This is a genomic window from Methanosarcina vacuolata Z-761, assembly GCF_000969905.1.
Taxonomy (GTDB): domain Archaea; phylum Halobacteriota; class Methanosarcinia; order Methanosarcinales; family Methanosarcinaceae; genus Methanosarcina; species Methanosarcina vacuolata.
In genome coordinates this window covers 3,819,749-3,842,596 of sequence record NZ_CP009520.1, presented here as the reverse complement: position 1 = coordinate 3,842,596, position 22,848 = coordinate 3,819,749, and the positions used below count along the sequence as shown (strand labels likewise).

At 41.5% G+C, this 22,848-nt stretch carries 19 protein-coding genes and 2 tRNA genes; 4 read left to right on the top strand and 17 right to left on the bottom strand.

Annotated elements, in window-relative coordinates; genetic code table 11:
- Positions 1–392 precede the first annotated feature (392 nt).
- Positions 393–1,646 carry a coiled-coil domain-containing protein gene (locus MSVAZ_RS15810; protein ID WP_048122528.1) on the top strand — a complete coding sequence of 418 codons (1,254 nt, stop codon included), beginning with the start codon at positions 393–395 and terminating at the stop codon, positions 1,644–1,646.
- A 31-nt stretch (positions 1,647–1,677) separates the two neighbouring features.
- Here MSVAZ_RS15810 and MSVAZ_RS15805 read toward each other — a convergent pair whose 3' ends face one another.
- The 14 genes from MSVAZ_RS15805 to MSVAZ_RS15740 all read right to left on the bottom strand — a co-directional run bounded on the left by MSVAZ_RS15805 (position 1,678) and on the right by MSVAZ_RS15740 (position 16,599).
- Positions 1,678–2,133: a DUF1699 family protein gene (locus MSVAZ_RS15805; protein ID WP_048122527.1), complete on the bottom strand. Its 456-nt coding sequence runs from the start codon at positions 2,131–2,133 to the stop codon at positions 1,678–1,680.
- 217 nt (positions 2,134–2,350) lie between these two features.
- Positions 2,351–4,654: a carbamoyltransferase HypF gene (hypF, locus tag MSVAZ_RS15800; protein WP_048122525.1), complete on the bottom strand. Its 2,304-nt coding sequence runs from the start codon at positions 4,652–4,654 to the stop codon at positions 2,351–2,353.
- A 426-nt stretch (positions 4,655–5,080) separates the two neighbouring features.
- Positions 5,081–5,704 (bottom strand): V-type ATP synthase subunit D, encoded by a 624-nt coding sequence (locus MSVAZ_RS15795; RefSeq protein WP_197078781.1) that lies wholly within the window; start codon positions 5,702–5,704, stop codon positions 5,081–5,083.
- Positions 5,705–5,709: 5 nt separating this feature from the next.
- Complete coding sequence (locus MSVAZ_RS15790) at positions 5,710–7,092, bottom strand: ATP synthase subunit B (RefSeq protein WP_048122521.1); 1,383 nt, start codon at positions 7,090–7,092, stop codon at positions 5,710–5,712.
- Positions 7,093–7,094: 2 nt separating this feature from the next.
- Positions 7,095–8,831, bottom strand: coding sequence for an ATP synthase subunit A (locus tag MSVAZ_RS15785; RefSeq protein WP_048122519.1), 1,737 nt, complete (start codon positions 8,829–8,831; stop codon positions 7,095–7,097).
- Positions 8,822–9,124: a V-type ATP synthase subunit F gene (locus MSVAZ_RS15780; protein ID WP_048122517.1), complete on the bottom strand. Its 303-nt coding sequence runs from the start codon at positions 9,122–9,124 to the stop codon at positions 8,822–8,824. The genes MSVAZ_RS15785 and MSVAZ_RS15780 overlap by 10 nt, the downstream gene beginning before the upstream one ends.
- Positions 9,124–10,206 (bottom strand): V-type ATP synthase subunit C, encoded by a 1,083-nt coding sequence (locus MSVAZ_RS15775; protein ID WP_048122515.1) that lies wholly within the window; start codon positions 10,204–10,206, stop codon positions 9,124–9,126. Before MSVAZ_RS15775 ends, MSVAZ_RS15780 begins: the two co-directional genes overlap by 1 nt.
- Positions 10,207–10,212: 6 nt before the next feature.
- A complete protein-coding gene (locus tag MSVAZ_RS15770) occupies positions 10,213–10,764 on the bottom strand; it encodes a V-type ATP synthase subunit E (RefSeq protein ID WP_048122513.1) in 552 nt (183 codons plus the stop codon).
- 194 nt (positions 10,765–10,958) lie between these two features.
- Positions 10,959–11,204 (bottom strand): ATP synthase, encoded by a 246-nt coding sequence (locus MSVAZ_RS15765; protein WP_048109111.1) that lies wholly within the window; start codon positions 11,202–11,204, stop codon positions 10,959–10,961.
- A gap of 4 nt (positions 11,205–11,208) precedes the next feature.
- Positions 11,209–13,143: a V-type ATP synthase subunit I gene (locus tag MSVAZ_RS15760; RefSeq protein WP_197078780.1), complete on the bottom strand. Its 1,935-nt coding sequence runs from the start codon at positions 13,141–13,143 to the stop codon at positions 11,209–11,211.
- The gene (ahaH, locus tag MSVAZ_RS15755) at positions 13,136–13,465 is read right to left on the bottom strand and encodes an ATP synthase archaeal subunit H (protein WP_048122509.1); all 330 of its coding nucleotides are present in this window, start codon (positions 13,463–13,465) and stop codon (positions 13,136–13,138) included. Before ahaH ends, MSVAZ_RS15760 begins: the two co-directional genes overlap by 8 nt.
- 755 nt (positions 13,466–14,220) lie before the next feature.
- On the bottom strand, positions 14,221–15,402 hold the full coding sequence (locus tag MSVAZ_RS15750; protein WP_048122507.1) for a radical SAM protein: 1,182 nt from the start codon (positions 15,400–15,402) through the stop codon (positions 14,221–14,223).
- A gap of 151 nt (positions 15,403–15,553) precedes the next feature.
- Entirely contained in the window at positions 15,554–16,441 is an 888-nt protein-coding gene (locus tag MSVAZ_RS15745; protein ID WP_048122505.1) for a geranylfarnesyl diphosphate synthase, read from the bottom strand.
- A complete protein-coding gene (locus tag MSVAZ_RS15740; RefSeq protein ID WP_157206112.1) occupies positions 16,417–16,599 on the bottom strand; it encodes a hypothetical protein in 183 nt (60 codons plus the stop codon). Before MSVAZ_RS15740 ends, MSVAZ_RS15745 begins: the two co-directional genes overlap by 25 nt.
- A 1,649-nt stretch (positions 16,600–18,248) precedes the next feature.
- Here MSVAZ_RS15740 and MSVAZ_RS15735 point away from each other — a divergent pair.
- Both MSVAZ_RS15735 and MSVAZ_RS15730 read left to right on the top strand, forming a co-directional pair.
- Positions 18,249–18,320: transfer RNA gene (locus tag MSVAZ_RS15735), tRNA-Gly, on the top strand.
- Positions 18,321–18,416: 96 nt separating this feature from the next.
- Positions 18,417–18,501 (top strand) — tRNA-Leu (locus tag MSVAZ_RS15730).
- 370 nt (positions 18,502–18,871) lie between these two features.
- Here MSVAZ_RS15730 and MSVAZ_RS15725 read toward each other — a convergent pair.
- From MSVAZ_RS15725 to MSVAZ_RS15715, 3 genes are all read right to left on the bottom strand, one after another.
- Entirely contained in the window at positions 18,872–20,419 is a 1,548-nt protein-coding gene (locus MSVAZ_RS15725; RefSeq protein ID WP_048122503.1) for an MBL fold metallo-hydrolase, read from the bottom strand.
- Positions 20,420–20,521: 102 nt separating this feature from the next.
- Positions 20,522–21,046 carry a GIY-YIG nuclease family protein gene (locus MSVAZ_RS15720; RefSeq protein ID WP_197078779.1) on the bottom strand — a complete coding sequence of 175 codons (525 nt, stop codon included), beginning with the start codon at positions 21,044–21,046 and terminating at the stop codon, positions 20,522–20,524.
- A gap of 96 nt (positions 21,047–21,142) precedes the next feature.
- On the bottom strand, positions 21,143–22,111 hold the full coding sequence (locus MSVAZ_RS15715; RefSeq protein ID WP_048122501.1) for an ADP-ribosylglycohydrolase family protein: 969 nt from the start codon (positions 22,109–22,111) through the stop codon (positions 21,143–21,145).
- 545 nt (positions 22,112–22,656) lie between these two features.
- On the opposite strand from MSVAZ_RS15715, the gene MSVAZ_RS20585 reads away from it, so the two are divergent.
- On the top strand, positions 22,657–22,806 hold the full coding sequence (locus MSVAZ_RS20585) for a hypothetical protein (protein WP_157206111.1): 150 nt from the start codon (positions 22,657–22,659) through the stop codon (positions 22,804–22,806).
- The last annotated feature ends 42 nt before the right edge of the window (positions 22,807–22,848 follow it).

The window sequence follows — 22,848 nt, the reverse complement described above, 5'->3', positions numbered from 1 at the left end:
CAGATGTATCTATTTTTTCACTTGATAGTAAAAAATTCTTCATTAAATATTTTTCTATAATTACTGAACTCATTTAAAAGATATTTTTATTTGTGTTTTATCAGGCGTTTTTGCAAAAACTCCATCTAAATAATAAAAATCAATATGTGTAACAGTGTTTTTAGAAAAACTTAAAGAAATATTTGAGAAATTTTGTGGCTGCCTCAAGAACAAAATCCATAAAAAATCCCGAATTTTGTTGGAGATAATTTCATTTTCGTCAGGTCAGGGCAATTTTAATATATTTTAAACGTTTATGAAATTAAATTAATCCAGGTTCCCGGCAAAATCACACAACTTTTATAAAATGCCATGTTCAATATACTTCAGATATCATTTGAAGAGGCTCATGCATGGAAGATCCTGTTATCTCAAAAATAAAGAGTCAATTCGATAAGAAAGGAAATCCGGCAAAGATTCCGCTGATGAGCGGGAAAAAATTCTTTGAAGCCCGATCCGAAATGGATGGAGTCTATGTTGACAACCTGAAAAAAGAACCATTTCTCCCCTGGGAAATCTTTACCGAAGCTGTCAATTGTATAAAGGAAAATGGCGGGAAAGTAAAGAAAGGAAACGCAACAAACTCAAGGTTGGGGGATCAAAATCTTGGTCTTGATACCCTGGAAGGTTACATTGCCAGTAAAGTTTACGGCTGCAGGATAGGCGATCTCGTACTTAAGAGAACTGTCCCTGTAGCTTCCATCCTTGCCTGGGCTGAAATTTGTGAAAACACCCGGGGACAGATCGTGCTCCTTTCCGAGGAAAAAGAGCTGCATACTTCTGAGAGTGAAAATGAAATGTCTCCAGCTTTTATTGTAGAAGAGGACAAAGAGAGCTCAGAAATAAATACTGTTTATACTCAGCCTGACAGCAAGCCGATAGAAACGAGAGACCTGGAAGCCGAACTTAAGGAAAAAAGCCAGAAAATAAAAGAGCTTGACGAACAGGTTATAGACAGGGAAGAAGAAATCGGCAGTCTGAGAACAGAAATTGAAGCACGTGAAAAACTTCTCCTTGAGAAGGATTCGGAACTGCAAGCCCTTCAGGAAAAGTTTACGGAAAAAAGTGAAGACGAAAAACACCTTGAGTCCAGAATTACAGAAAAAGAAGATGAGATTGAAGGTCTTACTAAGGAACTCCGGGAAAAAGTAGAAAACGTAAAGATCCTTACAGAGAAACTTTCAGCGAAAGAAAGAGAGATTGAAAAACTCGAGGAAAGCATTTCCATAAAAGATAAAGATCTTAAGACCCTGGCTGAAGAGGTTATTACAAGGGTTGAAGAGATGAAAAAAATTGAAGAGAAACTTACCTTGAAAGAAAGAAAAATAAGCACTATGGAAACTATGCTTACAACAGCAGAAGAAAAAGTAAAAAAACTTGAGAAACAGCTCTCGGCCTTTGAAGGAGAAGAAAAACTGGCAATTCAGCTCAGAGAAAAAGAAGAGTTTATAAAACAGTTAAAAGGAACCCTTGCAAGTAAAGAAGAAGCTTTTTCGAGGGTTAGTGAGGAAAACCGGAAATATAAAATGCAGCAAAAACTAGCATCCGAGGGGTTAAGGCAGATAGAAGAACAAAAAGCCTCAAAAAAGTGGTGGAAACGCCTGTAAACCCACTGAAGAAAAGCCAGAATTCTTCTATTTAAACTTTGTTCATTCGCGGCCGCTCAGGGCCTGATGTCAGAAAAGAGCTGTGAAGTAAGTGAAGAATCATATCAGGGCTAATTTTTCTTATATGTGTAATCTCACATATTATTTCTTCTTCAGATCTTCCCTGGACTTTAAGTTCATTTATTTTTTCAAGCACATAAGCGGGTATTACAAAGTAATTGTTAAGATCATGCCAGTGCCCGCTGACATCCCCTTTTACCAGATGAATACCTGAAGAAGAAAGATACATCTTGATAAATTTAGAGAGTCCTTCGTAGGAAGACGCGGGAAGCTGAAGTAACTCAATCTCAGGACATGCCTTAACCAGACTGAAAAGGTCTCGGTCCGAAGGTCTAAAAGCAAGATGTACTGCCTTCTCCTCGGCTTCCAGGCTGGAAATCTCATCCCTGTTTGTTACAACTCTGATGCGTACACTACCTAGCCCCATTTATGCTCCCTTTTCTACTAAGTATGTATCATTTATTTAATTTTGTATTTTAGTCTTTCTAATCAAATTTCCGTACAATTGTATTATGAATACTCAAATTTTTCGAAAAAAAAGTAAATGCGTAAGAGAATGCCGAAATCTTACTAAATCCCATCGTTTAAGAGGAGATATAATCATATTTTATAAGAAATAGCCTGCCCGACGGACAGAAAAGTTTTTAAAATTTATTCTCAGGATTTATGCTCAACCCTGCCGCAAGAGCTTGCCCGAATGAGATGCATCCGTCTCCACAGGGAACCTGGCGGTGAGCCAGGAATTCAAAACCTGCTTCTGTAACAGTTCTTGCAATGCACGAAGTGATATGATTGTTATAGGCAACTCCTCCACTAAAGCCTATCTTCTCAAGCCCTCTTTTTGCGGCAAGAGATATGGCAAGTTCCGAAATTCCCTTTGCAAGGTTTTCCTCAACCGCAAAAGCAAGATCAGCAGGGGAATACTTTCCGGAAAGTTCATATACTCCCAGAAGAAGCTCGGTGGTGTCAAGCAGAGGAACTCCGGAGAATTGATCTTTCCTGAATATTATGGGAAGATCTACGAAATGGGTACTCTTTGTTGCGGCAGATTCGAGTTTCATTGATGGCTCCCCGTCATAGGTTCTCATCTTGCAGATCCCGAGCAGGGCAGCTGCTGCATCCAGTACTCGTCCTGTGCTGCTGCTTTGAGCAATATTTATCCCGGTTTCAAGCTGTTTCATCACAGTTGAAAACTCCATAGCTCCTTTCGGAAAAGAAAGGGGAAGTTTTTCCAATTCTGCTCTCCCAAGCTTCTCAAAAAGAATCCCCAGAACCATTCTTGAAGGTATCCTCGAGGCAAGGTCTCCACCTGGCATTGGTTGAGGGAGTAAGTGCCCAATACGTTCGTATCCAAAGTAAGAGGATTCAAAGAGTTCCCCTCCCCATACTGTACCGTCAGTGCCATATCCTACGCCGTCAAGCGCGATTCCGAGAATTCGGGAATCCAGGGGAAGAGAGTTATCAGCCATAAGCGCTAACATGTGAGCGTGATGATGCTGAACCTGAAGAGTGTCCTCCCCTCCCATCTTTAGCGCGAAACGTGTTGTGTTAAATGCAGGATGAAGGTCACAGCCCCAGTAAAGGGGCTCGATTCCGGTAAGTTGGATCAGATGCCTGACAACTTCGGAGTGGTACCTGAAGGTTTCTACATGACTGGTATTTCCTATATACTGAGAAACATAGGCAAGTTTTCCTTTTGCTACAGTAACCGTAGAATTCATTTCAGCCCCCACGCCTACAGAAGCCTGGATTTCGAAAGGCAATTCTACGGGCTCAGGCACAAAACCACGGGAACGGCGAATAAAGGCCGCCCTTTCATTTACAACCCTGATAACCGTATCATCATTCCGGTTTGCGATAACCCTGTTGTGCAGCAGATAATAATCGACAATCCCTTTAAGTTTCTCAAGCGCCTCTTTATTCTCAACGACCATGGGCCTTCCTGGAAGGTTTGCCGAGGTCATAACGTATACTGCATCAGGCACGAGATCAAAAAGCAGATTCTGAGTGCCTGTATAGGGAAGCATAACCCCTATATTGTGCAGGCCAGAAGTAACTGATTCTGCCAGGTTTGATTCCTTTGACTTGGGGAGCACGGTAATAGGCCGGCGGTAAGAAGTTAAATATTCCCTGCCTGCACCTTCAAGTTCTGCAAAGGTTTCCGTAACTGCAGCAGTTTTTGCCATGACCGCAAAAGGTTGTTCCGGGCGCCTTAACCGTCTTCTAAGCTCGTTTACAGGCTCCTCCTTTCTCGCATTGCAGGCTATATGAAAACCCCCAAATCCTTTTACAGCAAGAATTGAGCCCTGTTGAAGGAGATCCGAAGCATGTGCAATTGCTTCATAACCTTTTACCAGGACATTTCCTTCGGGGTCCGAAAGCCAGATTTCGGGCCCGCATTTTGGGCAGCAGACAGGCTGGGCATGATATCTTCGGTTGAGAGGGTCGGTATATTCGGTTTCACATTCCGGGCAAAGAGGAAAATCTACCATCGTGGTATTTTCCCGGTCATAAGGAAGGGTTCGGACGGTTGTATATCTGGGCCCGCAGTTTGTGCAGACTGTAAATGGGTAATGGAAATACCTGGAAGAAGGATCAAACATCTCAGACCTGCACTGTTCGCAAATAGCCGTATCAGGAGGAATTATGGAATTTTCAAAAACCCCGGATTCACTGGGCACGATAATAAATTTTGAATACCCGGAAAAAGGGACATTTTTTGTTTTTAATTCCTTAACTTTAGCCAGAGGAGGTTTTTTTTCCGGGAGTTCTTTTATGAAATTATCAAGGCTTTCCTTATTTCCCTCTATGAGGATTTCCACATAGTTTCCGAGATTTTTCACGTACCCAAAAAGCCTATGGGCTTTTGCAAGCTGATATATAAAAGGGCGAAAACCTACCCCCTGAACAGTACCGGTAATATGAAGAAGCCTTGCTTCGTTTTGCATATAAAATAGAAATTACTGTTTGTCGTTAAAATAGCTTTCTAAATAATAAAAGTGTCCGACAGCATGGGAAATAAATTCAAACCTCAACTACACAGATTGTAAAAACAGAAAAGTCATGTTTCAATCCAGGTAAACAATAACATTTTTAAAACAGGCATAAAAATGATATATTAATCCAAAATAAATTTGGACAGATTCAAAAATCTATGACTGAATTCAGGATCAGAATCATCCTGAAATTCAGGTCATATAAGCGGAGAAATTGTTCTTATCATAATGATGAACCCCAAAACCATCATCAAAAGGGAAATTCTCCAGGCCACCTGCAACAGGCGGGCCTGGTTTTTGGGTTCACCCAACTTGAATACTGCTCTTTCAACCAAATTAGGTCGATCGTCACATGCAGCCATTTTAAATCAAGCTTGATTATTTCATTCTCGCCTTGACTCTCTTCAACCTGGAAGTACCTTCCCTTTCCATCTCTTCGAGGGTAAAACGAATGTACTTCATGGTTGCAATGAGGTCCGGAATAACTTTGAATTCGAGAGCGTTTACACGTCTCTTAGTCTTCTCAATTTCATCAAGAAGTCTTTTCATCGTTGTTTCCAGCTCTGCTGCCGTAATAATCTTTTCTACCAGGATCTCATAGGCATCTGCAGACTCATCAATATATGAATTTGTCCCAACGATACCATAACCTCTCTCAACAAGAGATTTGCGGACACCAGTAGAGCTGATTTGTGGCACCACAACACCCATGATGTTGTGACCTGAAAGCTGAATTTCGGGAGATTCCTTTGCTGTAAAGGCTGTTGACTTGACTGCAACCATTCCATTTACAGCAGAGGCAAGATTGATTTTTTCTGCAGCGTTTAGATAGGCAGCGTCTAGTTCGGTTCTGACGTTCCTTGCCTCGTTAAGAATCTTAAAGAACTCAAGAATAAGACCATCTCTCTTCATCTTAAGGAGCTTGTGCCCACTTTCAGAGAGCTTGATTTTTTTCTTGAGCTCAATCAGCTCCGACCGAGTTGGTTTTACGTCTTGAGCCATGGTAATCACTGACCCTTTCTGTGTGCAGGATGGTATTTCTGGATGTATTTGTTGTCAATCCTACCCAGCTGGTTTTCAGGCAGGTGTGCAAGGATTTTCCATCCAATGTCCAGGGTGTCTGCAATTGTCCTGTTTTCGTTTCTGCCCTGTGTAACGAAATTCTGTTCGAAAAGGTCAGCAAACTCAAGGAACTTGACATCTCTCTCAGATAGAGCTTCTTTACCGACGATAGCCACTAGACCTCTCAGGTCACGACCTTCTGCATAACCTGCATACATCTGGTCAGAAACTGCTTTGTGGTCTTCCCTTGTCTTGCCTGCTCCAATACCGGAGTTCATCAGCCTTGACAGAGATGGAAGCACATTAATTGGCGGGTAGATACCTTTCCTGTGCAGTTCCCTTGAAACCACAATCTGCCCTTCGGTAATATACCCGGACAGGTCAGGAATCGGGTGGGTAATATCGTCACCAGGCATCGAAAGAATCGGAATCTGGGTAACTGATCCCTTTGCGCCCTTTACAATACCTGCGCGCTCATAGAGGGTTGCAAGGTCAGTATACATGTAACCAGGATACCCACGACGACCAGGAATTTCGTTACGGGCGGCACCCATCTGACGAAGAGCTTCTGCATAGTTGGTAATGTCAGTCAGAATGACAAGTACGTGCATGCCGTGTTCGTATGCCAGATATTCAGCTGCAGTCAGAGCCATACGCGGAGTGACTATACGTTCGACAGCAGGGTCATCTGCCAGGTTCAGAAACACAACAGCCCTTTCAAGAGCTCCGGTCTTTTCAAAGTCGCTCATGAAGTACTGGGCTTCTTCATTGGTAATACCCATTGCTGCAAAAACTACTGCGAAAGCAGACTCAGATCCTGGCACAGCAGCCTGCCTTGCGATCTGCAGAGCAATTTCGTTGTGTGGGAGACCTGAAGCTGAGAAAATAGGCAGTTTCTGTCCACGGACAAGGGTGTTTGTCCCGTCTATTGTGGAGATACCTGTCTGGATGAAATCCTTTGGAGGCAGCCTGGCATATGGGTTCATTGCAGCTCCGTTGATGTCCAGAAGCTGGTCAGGCACAATCCTGGGCCCACCGTCAAGTGGTTCTCCTGAACCTGAAAGGATCCTTCCGAGAAGGTCAATGGATGCAGGGAGCTTCAGGGTTTCCCCTGTGAAAACTACACCGCACTCCTTGTCCAGACCAGTAGTACCTTCAAAAATCTGGATAACGACTATGTCTGAAGACGAGTCCAGCACCTCACCTCTGCGGCTGGTTCCATCAGGCAGATTGACAGTAACTATTTCTTTATAGCCTACAGGCTCTGTTTTTTCAACAAAGATAAGTGGCCCCGCAATCTGAGTGATTGTCTTGTATTCTTTTACCATGCTTACCTACCTCTCAGGGATGCAAACTCTTTATCCATCTGTGCCAGGACAACGTTCATAGACTCAGTAAACTTCTCCTCATACTTGACCTTAGCAAGCACATTTTTGGATTCAAGCTTGAGAATTTCAGGTACTGAAACACCTGATTTCAAGGCATCCATCGCAGCGTCTCCCCATTTCATGATAGCCTTCAGGATCTCGTACTGTTCAGAGAACGGGCTGTAGGCATCTATTGGGTGGAATGCATTCTGCTGCAGGAAAATTTCCCTGATCATACGGGTGATTTCAAGCAGAAGCTGCTGATCTTCTGGCAGAGCGTCGGAACCTACAAGCTGCACGATTTCCTGCAGTTCGGATTCTGTCTGGAGCATTTCCATTGCTCTTTCTCTCAAAGCCACAAAATCAGGAGCCACGTTTTCTCCAAACCAGTCATTAAGACTGTCCTTGTACAGACTGTAACTGTTCAGCCAGTTGATAGCCGGGAAGTGACGCCTCTGAGACAGTTTGGCATCGAGAGCCCAGAACACTTTTACGATACGCAGGGTGTTCTGTGTAACAGGTTCTGAGAAGTCACCACCAGGTGGAGATACTGCTCCAATAACAGTAATGGAACCGTTCTCACCGCAGAGACTCTCCGCAACCCCGGAACGCTCGTAGAATTCAGCAAGCCTTGCAGACAGGTATGCAGGATAACCTTCTTCACCAGGCATTTCTTCCAGACGGGAGGAGATTTCTCTCATAGCTTCTGCCCACCTGGAAGTGGAGTCTGCCATAAGGGATACGTCTAATCCCATGTCACGGTAGTATTCTGCAATGGTGATCCCGGTGTACACAGATGCTTCTCTTGCGGCCACAGGCATGTTTGAAGTGTTAGCAATAAGAACAGTACGTTCCATCAGTGGGCGCCCGGTCTGCGGGTCTTCGAGTTCAGGGAATTCACTCAGAACATCTGCCATTTCGTTTCCGCGTTCACCACAACCGATGTAGACCACAATTTCGGTGTCACTCCACTTTGCAAGCGACTGCTGAGTAACGGTCTTTCCCGACCCGAAAGGTCCTGGAATTGCAGCCGTTCCGCCTTTTGCAACAGGGAAAAGCCCATCAAGGATTCTCATTCCTGTAACCAGAGGCCTGGTTGGAGTGCGTTTCTCTCTAACAGGTCTGGGCCTTCTGACAGGCCACTTTTGCATCATCTGCAATTCGGTCCCATCAGTCAGGGTACAGATTGTGTCCATTACCGTAAAGTTTCCGCTCTTTATATCGGCAATTGTGCCTGAGATATCAGGTGGCACCATGATTTTATGTTCGATATTCACGGTTTCCTGTACAACACCGATTATTTCTCCACCTTTTACGACATCGCCTTTCTTGACAATGGGTTTGAAATCCCAGAGTTTCTGGTGGTCAAGTCCATCTGCAGTGACACCTCTGCCAATGAAACCGCCCGTCCTTTCGAGCAGGACATGCAGTGGTCTCTGAACCCCATCATAAATACTGGAAAGAAGACCCGGACCAAGTTCCACGGACAGAGACGATCCTGTAGTATAACAGGGTTCCCCTGGCTTGATGCCTGCGGTCTCTTCGTATACCTGGATGATGGTCTTGGGCCCTAATATCTGGATGACTTCACCCATTAGACCTTCATTACCGACTTTGACCAGGTCATACATTTTTGCCTGCAAGCCGGTAACGGTGACGACAGGCCCAGACACACGATAAATTACACCTTTTACTTCCACAGATCAACACCTACCGCTTGTTTTATCTTATCTCTTAAACTCGAGCCTGATCCGCTGCCTCCCAGGGCTACCACTGTAGGCTGGACTGACTCATTCAAGTTTTTCCTTAGAATTTCCGGCAGATCACTAATGTCATCATTATGCATTATAAGAATCCCGACACTTTTATCTTCAAGCACCGATTTTACAATGGATTCGGTAGCTGTGGTGTCCGCGGCTTCATAAACCTTCCTGACACCCGCCAGTCTGAATCCTGTAACAAACTCGCTCTTTCCGATCACTGCTAATTCCATTAGATAACCACCAACTGGTCTTTGATTAACTCATCACTGAGGCCAGTCTCCTTACCCCTGAAGATAATCCGGAGATTAACTACCTCATTATGTTTATGAATGATATAATCCAGAATAGGTGCAACTGAGATCGGGGATACATGCGAAAGAATGGTTGAAGATTCAAGATAATATCTTGTGAGCCTGCTTTCAAGAGTAGTCAAAGAATTCATATCTGAACCCGTAACACTTGAAATTATATCCCAGTATTGAGTCCTTTGAAGCTCATTGACAAACTCGTCATATGGGAGAGTCGCCAGTTTCTCAAGTTTTAGCTCGAGACCGCCTTCAATCATGAGAGGCATGATTTCATCAAGCTGCACAACTCCTGCTTTTTTCAGCCTGAAGAGGTTAATTAGATTCTTAACGTCTACTTCCAATCTGACAATTTTAACAAAGAGCTTGCGGTCCTTGGATCTTGGTTTTCCGATTGCTTCAAACAAGCCTGTATAGTATACCTTGTCGAGTTCGTTTTCGATGTATGCCAGGTTAGTTCCGTCAAACTTTTGCAGCAAGGGGTAATACTCGGAATATTTCAGGGATTCAATTATTTCTTTATATGTGGCCTTGGCTGCAAGCTCTGACATTGAAGTGTAAGTAAACTCACCGGCAGCAATCAAAGACTCGACAATTTCTTCAACAGGCGCGTTGTAAATTTTACCACGGAGAAGTGTTTTTATGTTCCAGATGTCATATTTTTTGAGATATGCGACAACCAGGTAATTCAATTCTCCTGAGGTGATTCGTACCAATTTATCATAGGTGAGCGCAAGATTTCTGTTCAATGCGTGTTCTGCCAGATCGCCACCACTATATTTCATTGCCAGTTCATCAATGTCGTTTTTGTATTCAGACTCTTGGATAAAGCGGGTAATTTCATCAATCCCCATATTGAGAAGCCGGGGATACGATTCTTTTGGGAGCAGCTTGCTCTTCATAGCGCGGACACGGGTTACGGCGTAGGGATAATTTGAAGTGCCATTTTTCTTCTTATCGGATTTTCGTGAGGGTTTTTGTCCCCAGAGTCTCTCCAAAAGCCGCATCGAACATCACCCGTATAATATATCAGATATCTGCTTCAGTGAACGCTCATACACGTTTTTCAGGATTGAATCATATGTGAAATCTAACCTGACCGTCCCGTCCTCGTTTTCCAGAATAACTCCGCCGATAGAACCAATATTGCCAGCATAAGATAAAGAAGTCAACTTTTTGACGATATCTTCTGAATCTTTAGAAGAGTAAACTCTAGCACCGCTAGCTTCGTACTTGCTGAGAATAGTTTTCAACAGCTCTTCTTTTTTGGATGCCGGCATTGACTTGATTTTTTCAACTGTCTGGACATAAACTTTATCTAGAAGATCCTTACGCTTATTAAGCGTAATTCTTTTCACTTCCAGATTTGCACTTGATATGACCTGCTGGTGCAGATTTTGGAGGTCCTCTTCTGCCTTGGCAAGACTGTCTCCGAGTGTCTTTTTCTGTACTTCCTTAGCTTCATTTAGAATCTCGGAGGCCTTTGCATCGCCTTCGGCTTTTATACGGGAAACCTCAGCTCTTGCACCCTCTTGGATGTCTTTTACAACAATCTCTAGTCCCATGCTTACACCTCCAAATAAATTTAGAGCAAAAAAGTGCTCTAAAGCCTAGAGCAAAAACTCTAAGCTGCTTAGAGTGCAACGATACCTAAAGAAAACTTAGAGCATTATAACAGCTTCAGGCCTACCTGGCAAGGAAAAAGGCCCAGGTAAGCTAAAGCAATGCTCTAAGAAATTTAAGAGCAGAGCTCTTAAATTTAAGCAGAATTGATAAGCAGTGCGACGACGAGACCGAAGATAACAATGGTTTCTGGAATGACAGTAAGGATCAGGCCCTTACCGAATAATCCTTCGTTTTCTGCCATTGCGCCGATTGCTGCTGTACCGATATCTTTTTCAGCGATTGCAGATGCATACCCAGTAATTGCGATTGCGATTGCTGCACCGAGTGCTTTCATTCCTGCTGCGTCCAGAAAAAGACCTGCTGTTGCTCCATCTACCATGTTTTTATTCCTCCGTGTATTTTCTTATATATCCGAATGGGTTGAATTTTCTGCCCCCGCCTTGATAGAATTTTCCAAAGAATTCTACATACTGCAACCTGAGTGCATGCAGTCCGGGAGCGATGATACTCAGAACGGTGTTAAGAGCGTGTCCGAGTATAAATACGATAATTGCAGCTATTGCCGCGAAACCAATCTGAGAATGATCAGCCCAGATCATTTCAAAGGCGATATCATTTACTGTACCTGCGATATAAATCGAAGAAAGACCGACTGCAATAATACGGGCATACGAAAGAGCGTTACCCATCAGAGACGGCAATTCGACCACACCGGCGATACCCTCACCCATAGCGAGCATCGCAATTCCAAGAACAAGAACAATAGCACCGACATACATCAATGCTGAACCGCCAAAATAACCAACAGCTGCAAGAAGTACACCAAGCTCAATAATCATCCAACTGCCTTTTTCAAGAATAGCGTGTTTCATCCCGTGGTGTCTTGCAATGTTTGAAAATCCGAACAAGAACCCGAGATTTAAGTGAATCAGTCCGACGAAGACGCTTAGTGCAATCATACTCATTACCATGTGAGCCCTGTGAATTGGGAAAGTAAATGCCTCTCCTCCGATTGAATTGAACAGGGTTATTGTATGCCAGAACGGAATTAAACCTTGTTCTTCATGCGTACTCGCCAGAGGGAACCCAAGGAACTCACCATAAATAAGTCCAAAGACTATAGACCAAATCTGACAATAGATAAGAATATTCATGAGATCACTAACTGCATCTGACTTCATTGCTTTTTTAATAGCCAGTGCAATCGTGCCCAGTATCAGTGCATATCCGATGTCTCCAAGAATCATTCCATAGATCAGCGGGAAAGTAATGAATATCGCTGAAGATGGATCAATTTCGAAATATCTAGGTCTAGAATACAGATCCATAACCTGCTGCAACGGTGCCACAACTTTTGAATTATTGTACTCGACAGGAGCATCATCTTCTTCCTCATGATGGACTTCGAGGCTGGTGATGTATGCCTTGCCTTTAGTGGCACTGTTAACTACACTGACAACCTTGTCATAACTCTCGGTGGGAGTCCATCCATCGATTATGAATGCGTTTTCAGATGTAGCTATTCTAAGAGGCAGCTCTGCTTTCTGACTCTCGATACTCAGGACTTCGTCGCTTGCAAGGATAAAATCGGCATACCTTGTTTTCAAGGACTCGATCTCGCCCTTTAAGGATTCAATCCTTCTAGTGACGTCGGCTTCTCTCTGTTCAATGGATCTCAAAAGTTCGCTTGGGACACCACCTCTTTCTGGAACTCTAAGCTCTTTGAATCCAAGACCCTGAAGTAATTCGTAAACTTTATCGGCATCATTTTTAGCTACAAACAGTACCGCTGTTTTTGATTGGGAATCAAAGTACAGTTCGTAAGCCTGGGTGATACTTGAAATCTGACTTGTTTCTACATTATTTTTTAAAGTGCCTGCGAAAACCTTGAGGTTTTCATAACCACGATAATATTCAAAGTCAAGATCAATGGGCAGATAAGGCATGATTTCCCTTTTCTGGGAGTCCATATCTTTTAATTCATTTTCAAGCTGGGAAATTGATTCCGTTTTAGCTGAAATTGTCCTGTCCAGTTCATTTAACTTCGAGTCAAGTTCACGCAGAACAGCATCAGATTTCTGAACTACCGGTTTTTTGCTTTCAATCCCCAAATAATTGGCGATAGAGCGGATCTTCACAAGCTTTTTAGAGACTTCTTCTGCGTTTTTAAATGGCTTGCTGATCTTAAAACCAGACTCGTCTTCGACAAAGTCTTCGACGTGAAAAAGATTTGTATCATGTAATGCATCGATGGTTTCTTTTAGAATGCTTTTATGCCCGACAATAACGGCCCTTGTCATCTCTTTAGGTCTACTCATTAAGGACCGCCCTCTCAAACTCCTGTACAAGGTAATTGACGGATTTGTCGATGTTAGCTTGAGCTTTTTGGGACATGGCTAATGCGTTTTTCTCACCATCGTTTATGATCTTATCTTTTTCCTCCAGGATCTTTTTTTCACCCTCTTTAAAAGAGTCTTGTGCAGCTTTATGTGCATCGATTTCGGACTGTTTCAGGATTTCCCTGGCTTCAGCCCGAGCTTCGGAGATACGCCTGTTTTTAGCTTCAATGGCCTCGTCAACCATTGTTTTAGCGCTTTCCTCTGCTTTTTTGATTTCAGATAAGATTTCATTTTTAGCCATGTGAATCTCCGTCTCTCAAAATTTAATATATAAATTAATAATTAAAAATCCCTACTCCAATGGAGGTAGTTAACAAATCCTTCGCGAAAGAACTATATAACAGCTTCGGTTTTATCAAAGAAGAGCCGAAGAACTATAATGAAAAATCATTACATATACAAGTTATAAGATATTTTTAAGAAAATTAATAATATAAATAGCAAAATATAAGGTTAAAATGAAAAAGATTAAATATAACAGTAAAAAATAATTGAATACTGACAGTGAAATATAATTAAGTATCGAAAAATTATCAAATAAAGTGCTGAAAAAAAAGTGTGAAGCGTAACCTGAATAAGTCAAATAAAATATGGAGAATATATTCAAAACTCTATTAAAGTCAGTTAAAAAATTATAAATGAATCAATTTATTCAAGGAATTTTAGCCTCTTTTTTTTAAAATAAACGCTTTTAATGGTGTTTTTAAGTACTTATAATAAGTTGCTTTATTCCACCAAAACTGTGAAAATTTTTATCTAGTCAAGTCCATTTTCGAGAAAATCAAACCATCAAAAGTTAACTTTTGAAAAATGGACTTTTGTCCGGGCTCAGAAGACAGATAGATCCAGTATGCAAGCATCAGTATTCAAAATTTAAATTAGAAAATTAACCATTTTTCAAAGGAAAAAGGGTTATTTCATAAAAAAAGCTCTAAAAATACTTATTACTAAAGTCAACAATCGAAAAAATAAAGTTAAAAAATAACATAAAAAATGTTATTTAACTCGGTAAGGGATCTTTGCGCCCTGGGGTATTGTATGAATATATTCTTTCCTGAAATCAGGGTTGCGCATCATGCAATATGCGGCATCATCTTTTTTGTAGGCTTTGTGCTTACCCATACGCTTCCAGATAGTTTCCAGGGGCTCTTCACAGATATTTCCAAAGGAGAGAGGAGTGTAGGCACACGGCATTACTTCCCCGTCCGAAGCAATGTGCACCCACCGTCTTCCTGCAAAGCACCCAAAAAGACTCGGGCCCAGGAAATAAGGAAACGCGGTTACCCTGGGGCCTTCAGGTTTAGAGTTCATTTTTTTCTGGAATTTCTCAAGCCTTGAGACATCGTTTTCCCCTATTACCTCATCTTCGTGCTCAAGCCAGCGCCCGACTGCAATAATTTCATATATTGAAAGTTCATGCATTCCAAGGTTAAATGCAAGGTTGTAAAATTCTTCAAGGTCATCGATATTGTGAGGAGAAACAACCACAAACATATCAGTCAGGATCCCGGCGTTGATTGAATTTTTGATTCCGGTGATTGAATCTTTGTATGCACCTTCTCGGCCCCGAATACGGTCGTGTTCGGCTTCATATGGGCTGTCCAGACTAATTCTTGATGCATATAACCCTGCGGCTTTCAGATCCTTTGCCCTTTCTTCGGAAAGCTTGAAACCTGAGGTGAGACAGGTAGTAATTGCCCTGGATTTATCTACTCTGGCTACCATCTCTACAAGATCATCTCGAAGCATGGTCTCCCCGCCGTCGAAAGAAATAAGATAAGACCCAAGCTCCAGGCTCTGGTTTACAGCTCTGGAAATTTCATCCAGGGTAAGCTCCTTTTCTGGCTTGATACCGGCTGCCCCACAGTGGATACAGCGGTTAGGACAACGAGCCGTAATTCCTATTGAGAACTGGTCAGGAACCCTTTTTTTCCGGATAGCTGCGATCTCAGCACCTATCACCCGGCTGAAAACAGGCCCCGGAATAGGTGGGATCCATGTAGAAAAAATAATCTCATTTTCATCCACTGAAATGGGTTTTTCTTCTGCAAAAATGTTGTTTATGCGTTTGAGGAAAGGCTTTGCAAGCTGGGAAAGAGGACCTTCTGTATCAAGCACAATTTTTTCGTTTTCTGTACTGGCATTTACCTTAAGCACCGGACTATCATATACTCGCATGGATACACCTGGTAAAGTTGTTGGCAAAAGTTGGAAGACTTATTAGAAGTTAGAGAACTTATTAAACTAGATAATTAAATAATATTATTTTCCATTTTAGATACTGAAAATTTGGCAGTGTCACAGTTCATTTTTCAGGAAAAGCTGAGCATTAAACAATCTCAAGCATATCAACAGTTATATAATCGGTAATCTGAAAGAGTTTGTCCCTTGCCGGACATTCATTAAATGTCAACAGTGTCTCTTTTGCGGCATTAACACGCAGTTTTACAGCTTCTATAGATTTTTCTATTGCTTCTTCTTTTGACATATTCTTCATGTAAACATGCGGCAGAGTTTCAGATGTGAATTTCGATTCCTTGCCTTCGACCACTTCAAGAAACTCAAGAATATCGTCAACAATCTGGTATGCAGTTCCCAGGCAATTTCCAAAGACATTAAAACGCCTGGCCAGAGTTTCGTCAGCCCCTCCAGTGTATGCCCCTATGGAAGCACTGATGGCAAATAAAGAAGCCGTTTTCTTGTAAATGCATTCGAAATAGTTGTTTTCTCCAAAATTGTCCTTATCGAGCTTCAGATCAAGGACTTCTCCTTCAGCCATATCCATCCCGGCTTTCCCGAAGTCTCGGACCACTTGTTCCCCATATGGAGAAATAAACTCAAAGCATTTTGCAATCAGATAATCGCCACAAAGAAGAGCCCTGGAAGGGCCAAATTTTTCAGGGGCTGAAGGCAGGTTTCTTCTAACAAGCCCCTGATCCAGCAAGTCATCATGGATGAGGGAAGCCGAGTGCATTATTTCGATAGCAAGAGCTGCATTGAGGCTCTGCTGGTATGAACCTGAACAGATCTCACTGGAGAGAAGGAGGATTATTGGTCTAATTCGTTTTCCTCCGGTATTACAGACATGTTCTACCATTTTTTTTAAGCTGGACTCGTTCATTTGATCAATGAAGTTATTTATTCCTGATTCAACATATCTGTATTCTTCCCACTCTTCAATATTCATCAATATTACTCCGTGTACTTGAACGGGCATCTGGTAACGATCTTATTCGCCTCAAGCTTAAGTTCAGAAACACAGTCTCGTAAATACTTATTGTTTCCTTCGGCAAGGTTAGAAGGAGAGCTGCCTGTATATTCTAGATGAACCTTCAAGTTCTCATTATTTTCGTCCCTTAGTTCAAAAACTGTCATTTTGGGGGCCATCTTAAGATTTCCATATTGAATAATTTTCTGGAATTTCCCATTATTTTCTGGAATTTCCCATTATTTCCTGAAATTTTATAATTATTTCCTGAAATTTTATAATTATTTTTGAAATTTTACCTTTTGCTCGATATGAGCTGGGAGATTAGATAGAACCTAAGCTATTACAAAACGCCTATCTGCAGACTCAATATCGTGCAGCCTTATAAAGAACACTCCAAAGCGCACACGCTAGAACAGACCAGCAGTAAGAAAAAGTGCGAGCAGTATTCTCTTTTGTGTTCGTTTAAACTCCGTATAACACGATCATTACATTAACTTTTTGTTAAGCTCTGGATATTTTGTCAGTTATACAAAAGAATATGCAAGTTATAGGAAATTGCTTGACCGAAAATTCGGGATAAATAACTTAGGAACGAAGAACTCAAAAGTGAGAAACTTAAAATTAAAGGACTTAAACGTGAGTATCTCAGGATTAGGGGACTTATAAGTGGGGGAATTGGAATTAAAGAACTCATATGTAAGGAACTCATGAATAAAAAACTTAGAAGCGAATAACTCAGGAGTAAAGAATTCAGGAATAAAAAACCCCAGGGAAACAAACCCCAGAATAGAACAATTTTTATGTCAAGTCTGGAACCAGATCGTTAGAAAGTGAAAGTCTCTTTTGAAATTTATATTAAGGTTAGTAAACGAGATATATATCCTACATCATAGAGATACACCGATAGAAAACAAAAACAAGAGACTCAGAGGATGAGAGAGCAAGAGTAAGAGAGCAAGAGTTGAGAACAAGAGTAAGAGAACAAGAGTGAGGGAGAAAGAGTAAGAGTAAGGGGGCAAGAGTAAGAGTAAGGGAGTAAGAGTAAGGGAGCAAGAAAATAAGAAATTAAGATGACAATAGGCCAGGAAGATTAGATATTTGCTTATTACAGCACAAATAAATAACATTTGTTACCCCCTCATCAGGGAGAAATTATTGTTACATTTAAAGTGTTATATCGCTTTGGATGTTAAATAATAATATTTTGAGAGATTGGTACAGAAAAAAAGGTATTTTTATTAAAAAATTAATAAAAATATAGAGAAATCAATGAAAAAATCTGGTTTTAACAGTGTAATAAAATATACTTATTGAGAGTATATTTTCTACAATATACTCTTAAATATATGTGTTCGAAAAATATTTTCGTCTCAATATCCAAGGTTGACAATAAGATAAAACTATCTATATAATATTAAGAGATATAGCGGAACGCCAGCATACGTGGAAAATTTTCACATCGAGCGGATCCCAAAAATCAAAATCATTTCTTAGAACCCCGAATTCCAAACAATCAATAGATCTTTGAATCATGAAAATAGTTATGAAAACTTTATGGATTTGGGGATAAAATTGGTGTTGAAATGAGCTTACTCATTAATGATAGATTGTACATAATATCCAGTTTTAACCCCCCTGGACAGTCTCAAACGAATATATGTACTTAACTCATCCAGTTACTATATCACAAAAATACACGCGTAGAAAAATGTTTTTTAGAGTTTCTCGACGCAGACACCCCTAATCTCTCAAGACGGGACTCTGGTAGCGAAAAGAATATATATGACAAATACCTCTAGATGTGTTGCAGTTTGCGTTGATGGTCTAGCGGCTATGACTTGGGCCTTCCAAGCCCAAAACCCGGGTTCGAATCCCGGTCGGCGCATTAAATAATTCTCGAATTAGAAAATCTGAACTGCTCTTTTTCCTATTTTGTATAAATTTAAACATATTAAATGAAATACTAAAATCAGACATCAGTGCGAGGGTTGCCCAGCTAGGTCAAAGGCGATGGGCTTAGGACCCATTTTCGTAGGAATTCGTGCGTTCGAATCGCACCCCTCGCATCTCTTTTACCCAATATTTTTCGAAACTCTTCAGGCCGGATTTTTGTAGTGCCTTTTAGACAAAGCAATATCACTCTTGAGAAATATTTTCAGCCGCGGGAAATACATTGATTTTGGGCGTAGAAGAGATCGAATTTACCCTTTATAGATTATAACGACTGAGTTTCTAAAGTTAGAAAAATCCGAATGGACCCTGAAAAGAAAACAACGGAAATGTGGATCTGTGGTCTGTGGATCTGTGATCTATGGTCTGTGGATCTGTGATCTGTGGTCTGTGGATCTGTGATCTGTGGTCTGCAGCCTATGAATCTTGTTTCTTTTGATTTTGAGATTTGATTTTGAGATTTTTTGCCCCTTTTTGTTTAAATTTTCACAAATTTTCTTTAGAGATGCATTTCTGCCCTGCCATATATCTCTCAGAACCTGTGTATTCGACAAGTTTTCCATTGTCCAGTACGGATACTGAACCGTGGCCGCAGCAGATAAGGCATTTTTTGTTTTTCCCGGCGAGCTGTTCATCAATCTCGGAAATGAGGGAAAGAAGGGCATGTCGTTCTTCCCGTGCAAGCTTGCTGTCAACATTCACCGATGTCATAAGATAATCAGCCAGAACATTATATGCAGTTCTATCAGGGCTCAGGCTTCTGAAATTAATCACCGCATCTTCAGGAAAGAGCAGCCCTTCTTCGGGGCAGAGGTAGAAGACTTCTCCATGCATATGCCCGCCCATCCCTTCAAGAGCTTCGAAATCCATGTCGCCGATCCGGAACCGAGCGATAACAGGAAATGCACCTCGCTTTTCGGTTGTTTTGTCTGAGAAGGAGACTTCGGGAAAGAGAACCGTATTTGAAGGGGGAGTATATCTGGAAAAAAGGTTAATTATCTTTGTATAAACCTCTTCCAGAATACAGTCCTGGTTACTTGACCCATAGGCTCTGCTGGTTTCTCTTGTGATCAGAAAAGTTTCGTGATTGAGGTAGGAAGGTACGGGAAAACAACCGGCTGCCCCACAATGGTCGGCATCGGCATGAGTAATGTAAATCCTTTTAAGCCGGCTCAGATCTCCAAGCTCGTAGTGCTGGAGCATATTCACGAGATCCGGGTAATAAATTCCATACCCTGTGTCAATCATAACCCTTTCGGAAGGGGTATCAAAAAGATAGATGTTTCCCCCACAGGGAGGTTGAAAACAGAAAAGTTTGATATCGTCCTTTATTCTGACCCTCTGTACATCGGCATAAAAATTGTCTCCTGAAGTCCGGTTAAGGTACTCCCCAACTTTCAGGATGTTCTCAAAAATCTCAATTGGATCTTTCTGAAGGTTTGAGAGTTCCTGAGTAATATGATTAATGTCCTGCAAGAACCTCATCAAAAAAGCATCTTCAGCACTCCCGATAAACGACCTGAGCTTCTGTGCCAGCCTGAGATAAAATACCGTGTCATCAAGTTTTTCCCCGGTTGTATCATATTCTAAAATATCTAGCCTGTATCTGGACTTAAGCTGATTCAGGAGGGCATCTATCATATTAGGGTCCTCAATGTGAAGACCTACGACAAGCCTTTCAGGATGCTGTCCCCGATCATCAAAATCAAGAAAAGTAATGTTTGATTTCGATGAAGTGATATAGTTCAGGAGGTCAAATAAAGCGCCAGGGCAGTTCGGGAGATAGACATGGAACTTCACAAAAGCTACAAGGTGAAGGGAAGTCTGGAGATAGCCTATTTTTTCCAGTTCTTCACGAATTTTTTCATAAGCCTGAGGAAGAGCAGTCACTTCAAAGAAAACAGTATGTGTATCTATCCTGCGGTCGTACTGAATCCTGTTAATATTTCCCTCGTACCGCGTGATAATTTCGGCTGCCCTGTGCAGTGCTCCTGGTATATCAGGCATGCAGGCAATAAAAGAGAATTGTTCCATTGGACATCCCCTGATTAAAACAACTCTATTTTTTTGATAATATAAATAAATCCTGCTTTACCTTAAACTTTCCTACCAGTACAGAAAAAAGAAGATCCAGGGTTAAAGTTCCAGCACAAAAGCAGAAAGTCCAGAGGCTTCAAAAGCTTCAGTAATCTCTGATAGAGGATTTTTGCTTCGGTAAAAAAGATGAGAACTACACTTACAGTCTGTACACCCAAAGCCAGACACCGAATCACCTCCGATCCTGCTGGCAATTTCACATTCAAGCCGCTCAGAAGTAAAAGCATAAACCGCTGAAACTAGCCTGAAAGCAGGATTCAGATGAAGATAATCCACATGCCATTTGGGATTTCGGTCATGATTTCTGGAAAGTTTGATGTGCCTCTGTAATCTTTTAAGGCCACCTGGCCCCAGAGCAGACCCCACATAGATATGAAACCCTGGGCTGAAAGAGAACTCGCCCTTTTTACCTACCTCAATCTTGCAGGCTCGGTTTTCGAATATCAAACAGTAGACACCTTTTCCGGAAAAAAGATCTTTTTCAGGAGAATCTTTTTCAAAACAGTCATTTTTTTCAGAGTAAACATTTCTTCTTGGAGAACCATTTTTTTCGGAAAAATCCATTTCAAGACCTCAATTTAACTTCAAGACCTCAATTTAACTTCAAGACCTCAATTTAACTTCAAGACCTCAATTTAACTTCAAAACCTCAATTTAACTTCAAGACCTCAATTTACTTCCTGAAAGCTGAAAATATTTTTCAAGCAAAGGCCCGACCATTTCCTCCAGTATTTCTTTCTCCTTAAGCGCTTCAATCCAGGAAATAGGCACTGCGTCAACTCCCAGTCTGGCTCCAAAAATACCTCCTGCTACGCTAGCAACCGAATCCGAGTCTCCGGTAATATTCACTGCGGTCTTAATTGCTTTTTTATAATCATTCGGATAACGTAATATGCAAAAGTATGCCAGGGCAAAAGTTTCGTCTGCATACCATCCCTGCCCGAGTTTCTTCAAACCTTCTTCGTCTTCGATGTCACTATAAGCCGTGATATAGGAACTTTTCAGTGCCTGAGTGAATTCCGGAGAAATTCCCTGAGTTACCTCAAGAAGCGGTTCAAACATTTCCATGGGTTCTATCCTATCAAGGGCCAGTTTCACTGCATATGCTCCTGCAAGAGAAGCAGCTTCTGCAACTGGATGAGAGTGAGTAATCCGGCCTGAAGCCAGGGCAACTTTAACCAGTTTCTTTGGATCATTTCTGTAAATGAAACCGAGGATTCCGGCTCGCATCAGGCTTCCGCAGGTTTTTGAATTTAGTCCGGAATTGCTCCAGTGAATTCCGTCCCTAAGGTTCAGGGCTGCGCCTCTAGTAGTTGCTCCTGCACCAAGATCAGGCTCATCCAGCCAGAGTACAAGTTCCTCTGCAATCTTGTCCATAAGCTCGGGAAGTTCAAGTTCTGCTCCTCGAAGCAGAGCCCTAGCAAGTACAAGCATTAACTGGGTATCATCGGTCCAGGGAGAATTGGATGGGAGCTCAAGGATTCCTTCCTCCCCATACTTCTTTTGGATTTGCTCAAGGGTTAGATGTTCTACCGGACGTCCGAGGGCATCCGCGCAGGCGGTGCCGTAAAGGTATCCGCAAAGTTTTTTTTCGATATTTGAAGCATTATTAATATCTCTGGTTCTCATTTTTTCGATCCTATACCTCTCTCCTGATTACGGCTTTTATAATGTATGAGTGTATCCCAACAAAATTTAGAATGGGTCTCCAAATTTTCAAACTCTAAATGATCAACCAGTTAGAATATGAAATTAATCCTGACTCTTGTTAATGTGAAAATGAGACTTGTTTTGGGATGAACTCTTTTTATGATCACAAAATGCATGCTGCAATTGTAGTAGATTGCCCCACAATATGCTTGTTTTCTCATGAATTATTTAAACCTGAACTTAAAACCTGAACTAATCACAAATAAAGTTGAATTTATCTTTATACTTATTTTGAGATAGTCATAAAAGTAGCTAATGTTTAGCCATCAAAAAATTTCAGCGCAAAATTTTTCACTTTCAAAAAACTCTTCAATTTTTGGAGGCACTTTCATCGAAAATATTCATTCTTCTTTATCCATTTCTTTTTATTTGCTGTTTCCTATCCGCACCGGGCAGAGTTTGTCTACGCAGTTGACCATGCAATAGAGTGCGGTGCAAAACAACTGGAGGAGAGCTTTAGGCTCATGAGAGATTTTGGTTGGGTTCAGTGTAATGAGGATATCGAGAATTCAGAAAAGAAACCAATATGTGGAAATGCCTATGTGGGGGATGTTTGGTACTCGCAAATTCTGGATATTGCCAGAAAATTTGGCAATGTACCAAAAAATCTGTAGTGCGACAGGGATATGTTTCATGGATTACCAGGGATTTTACAG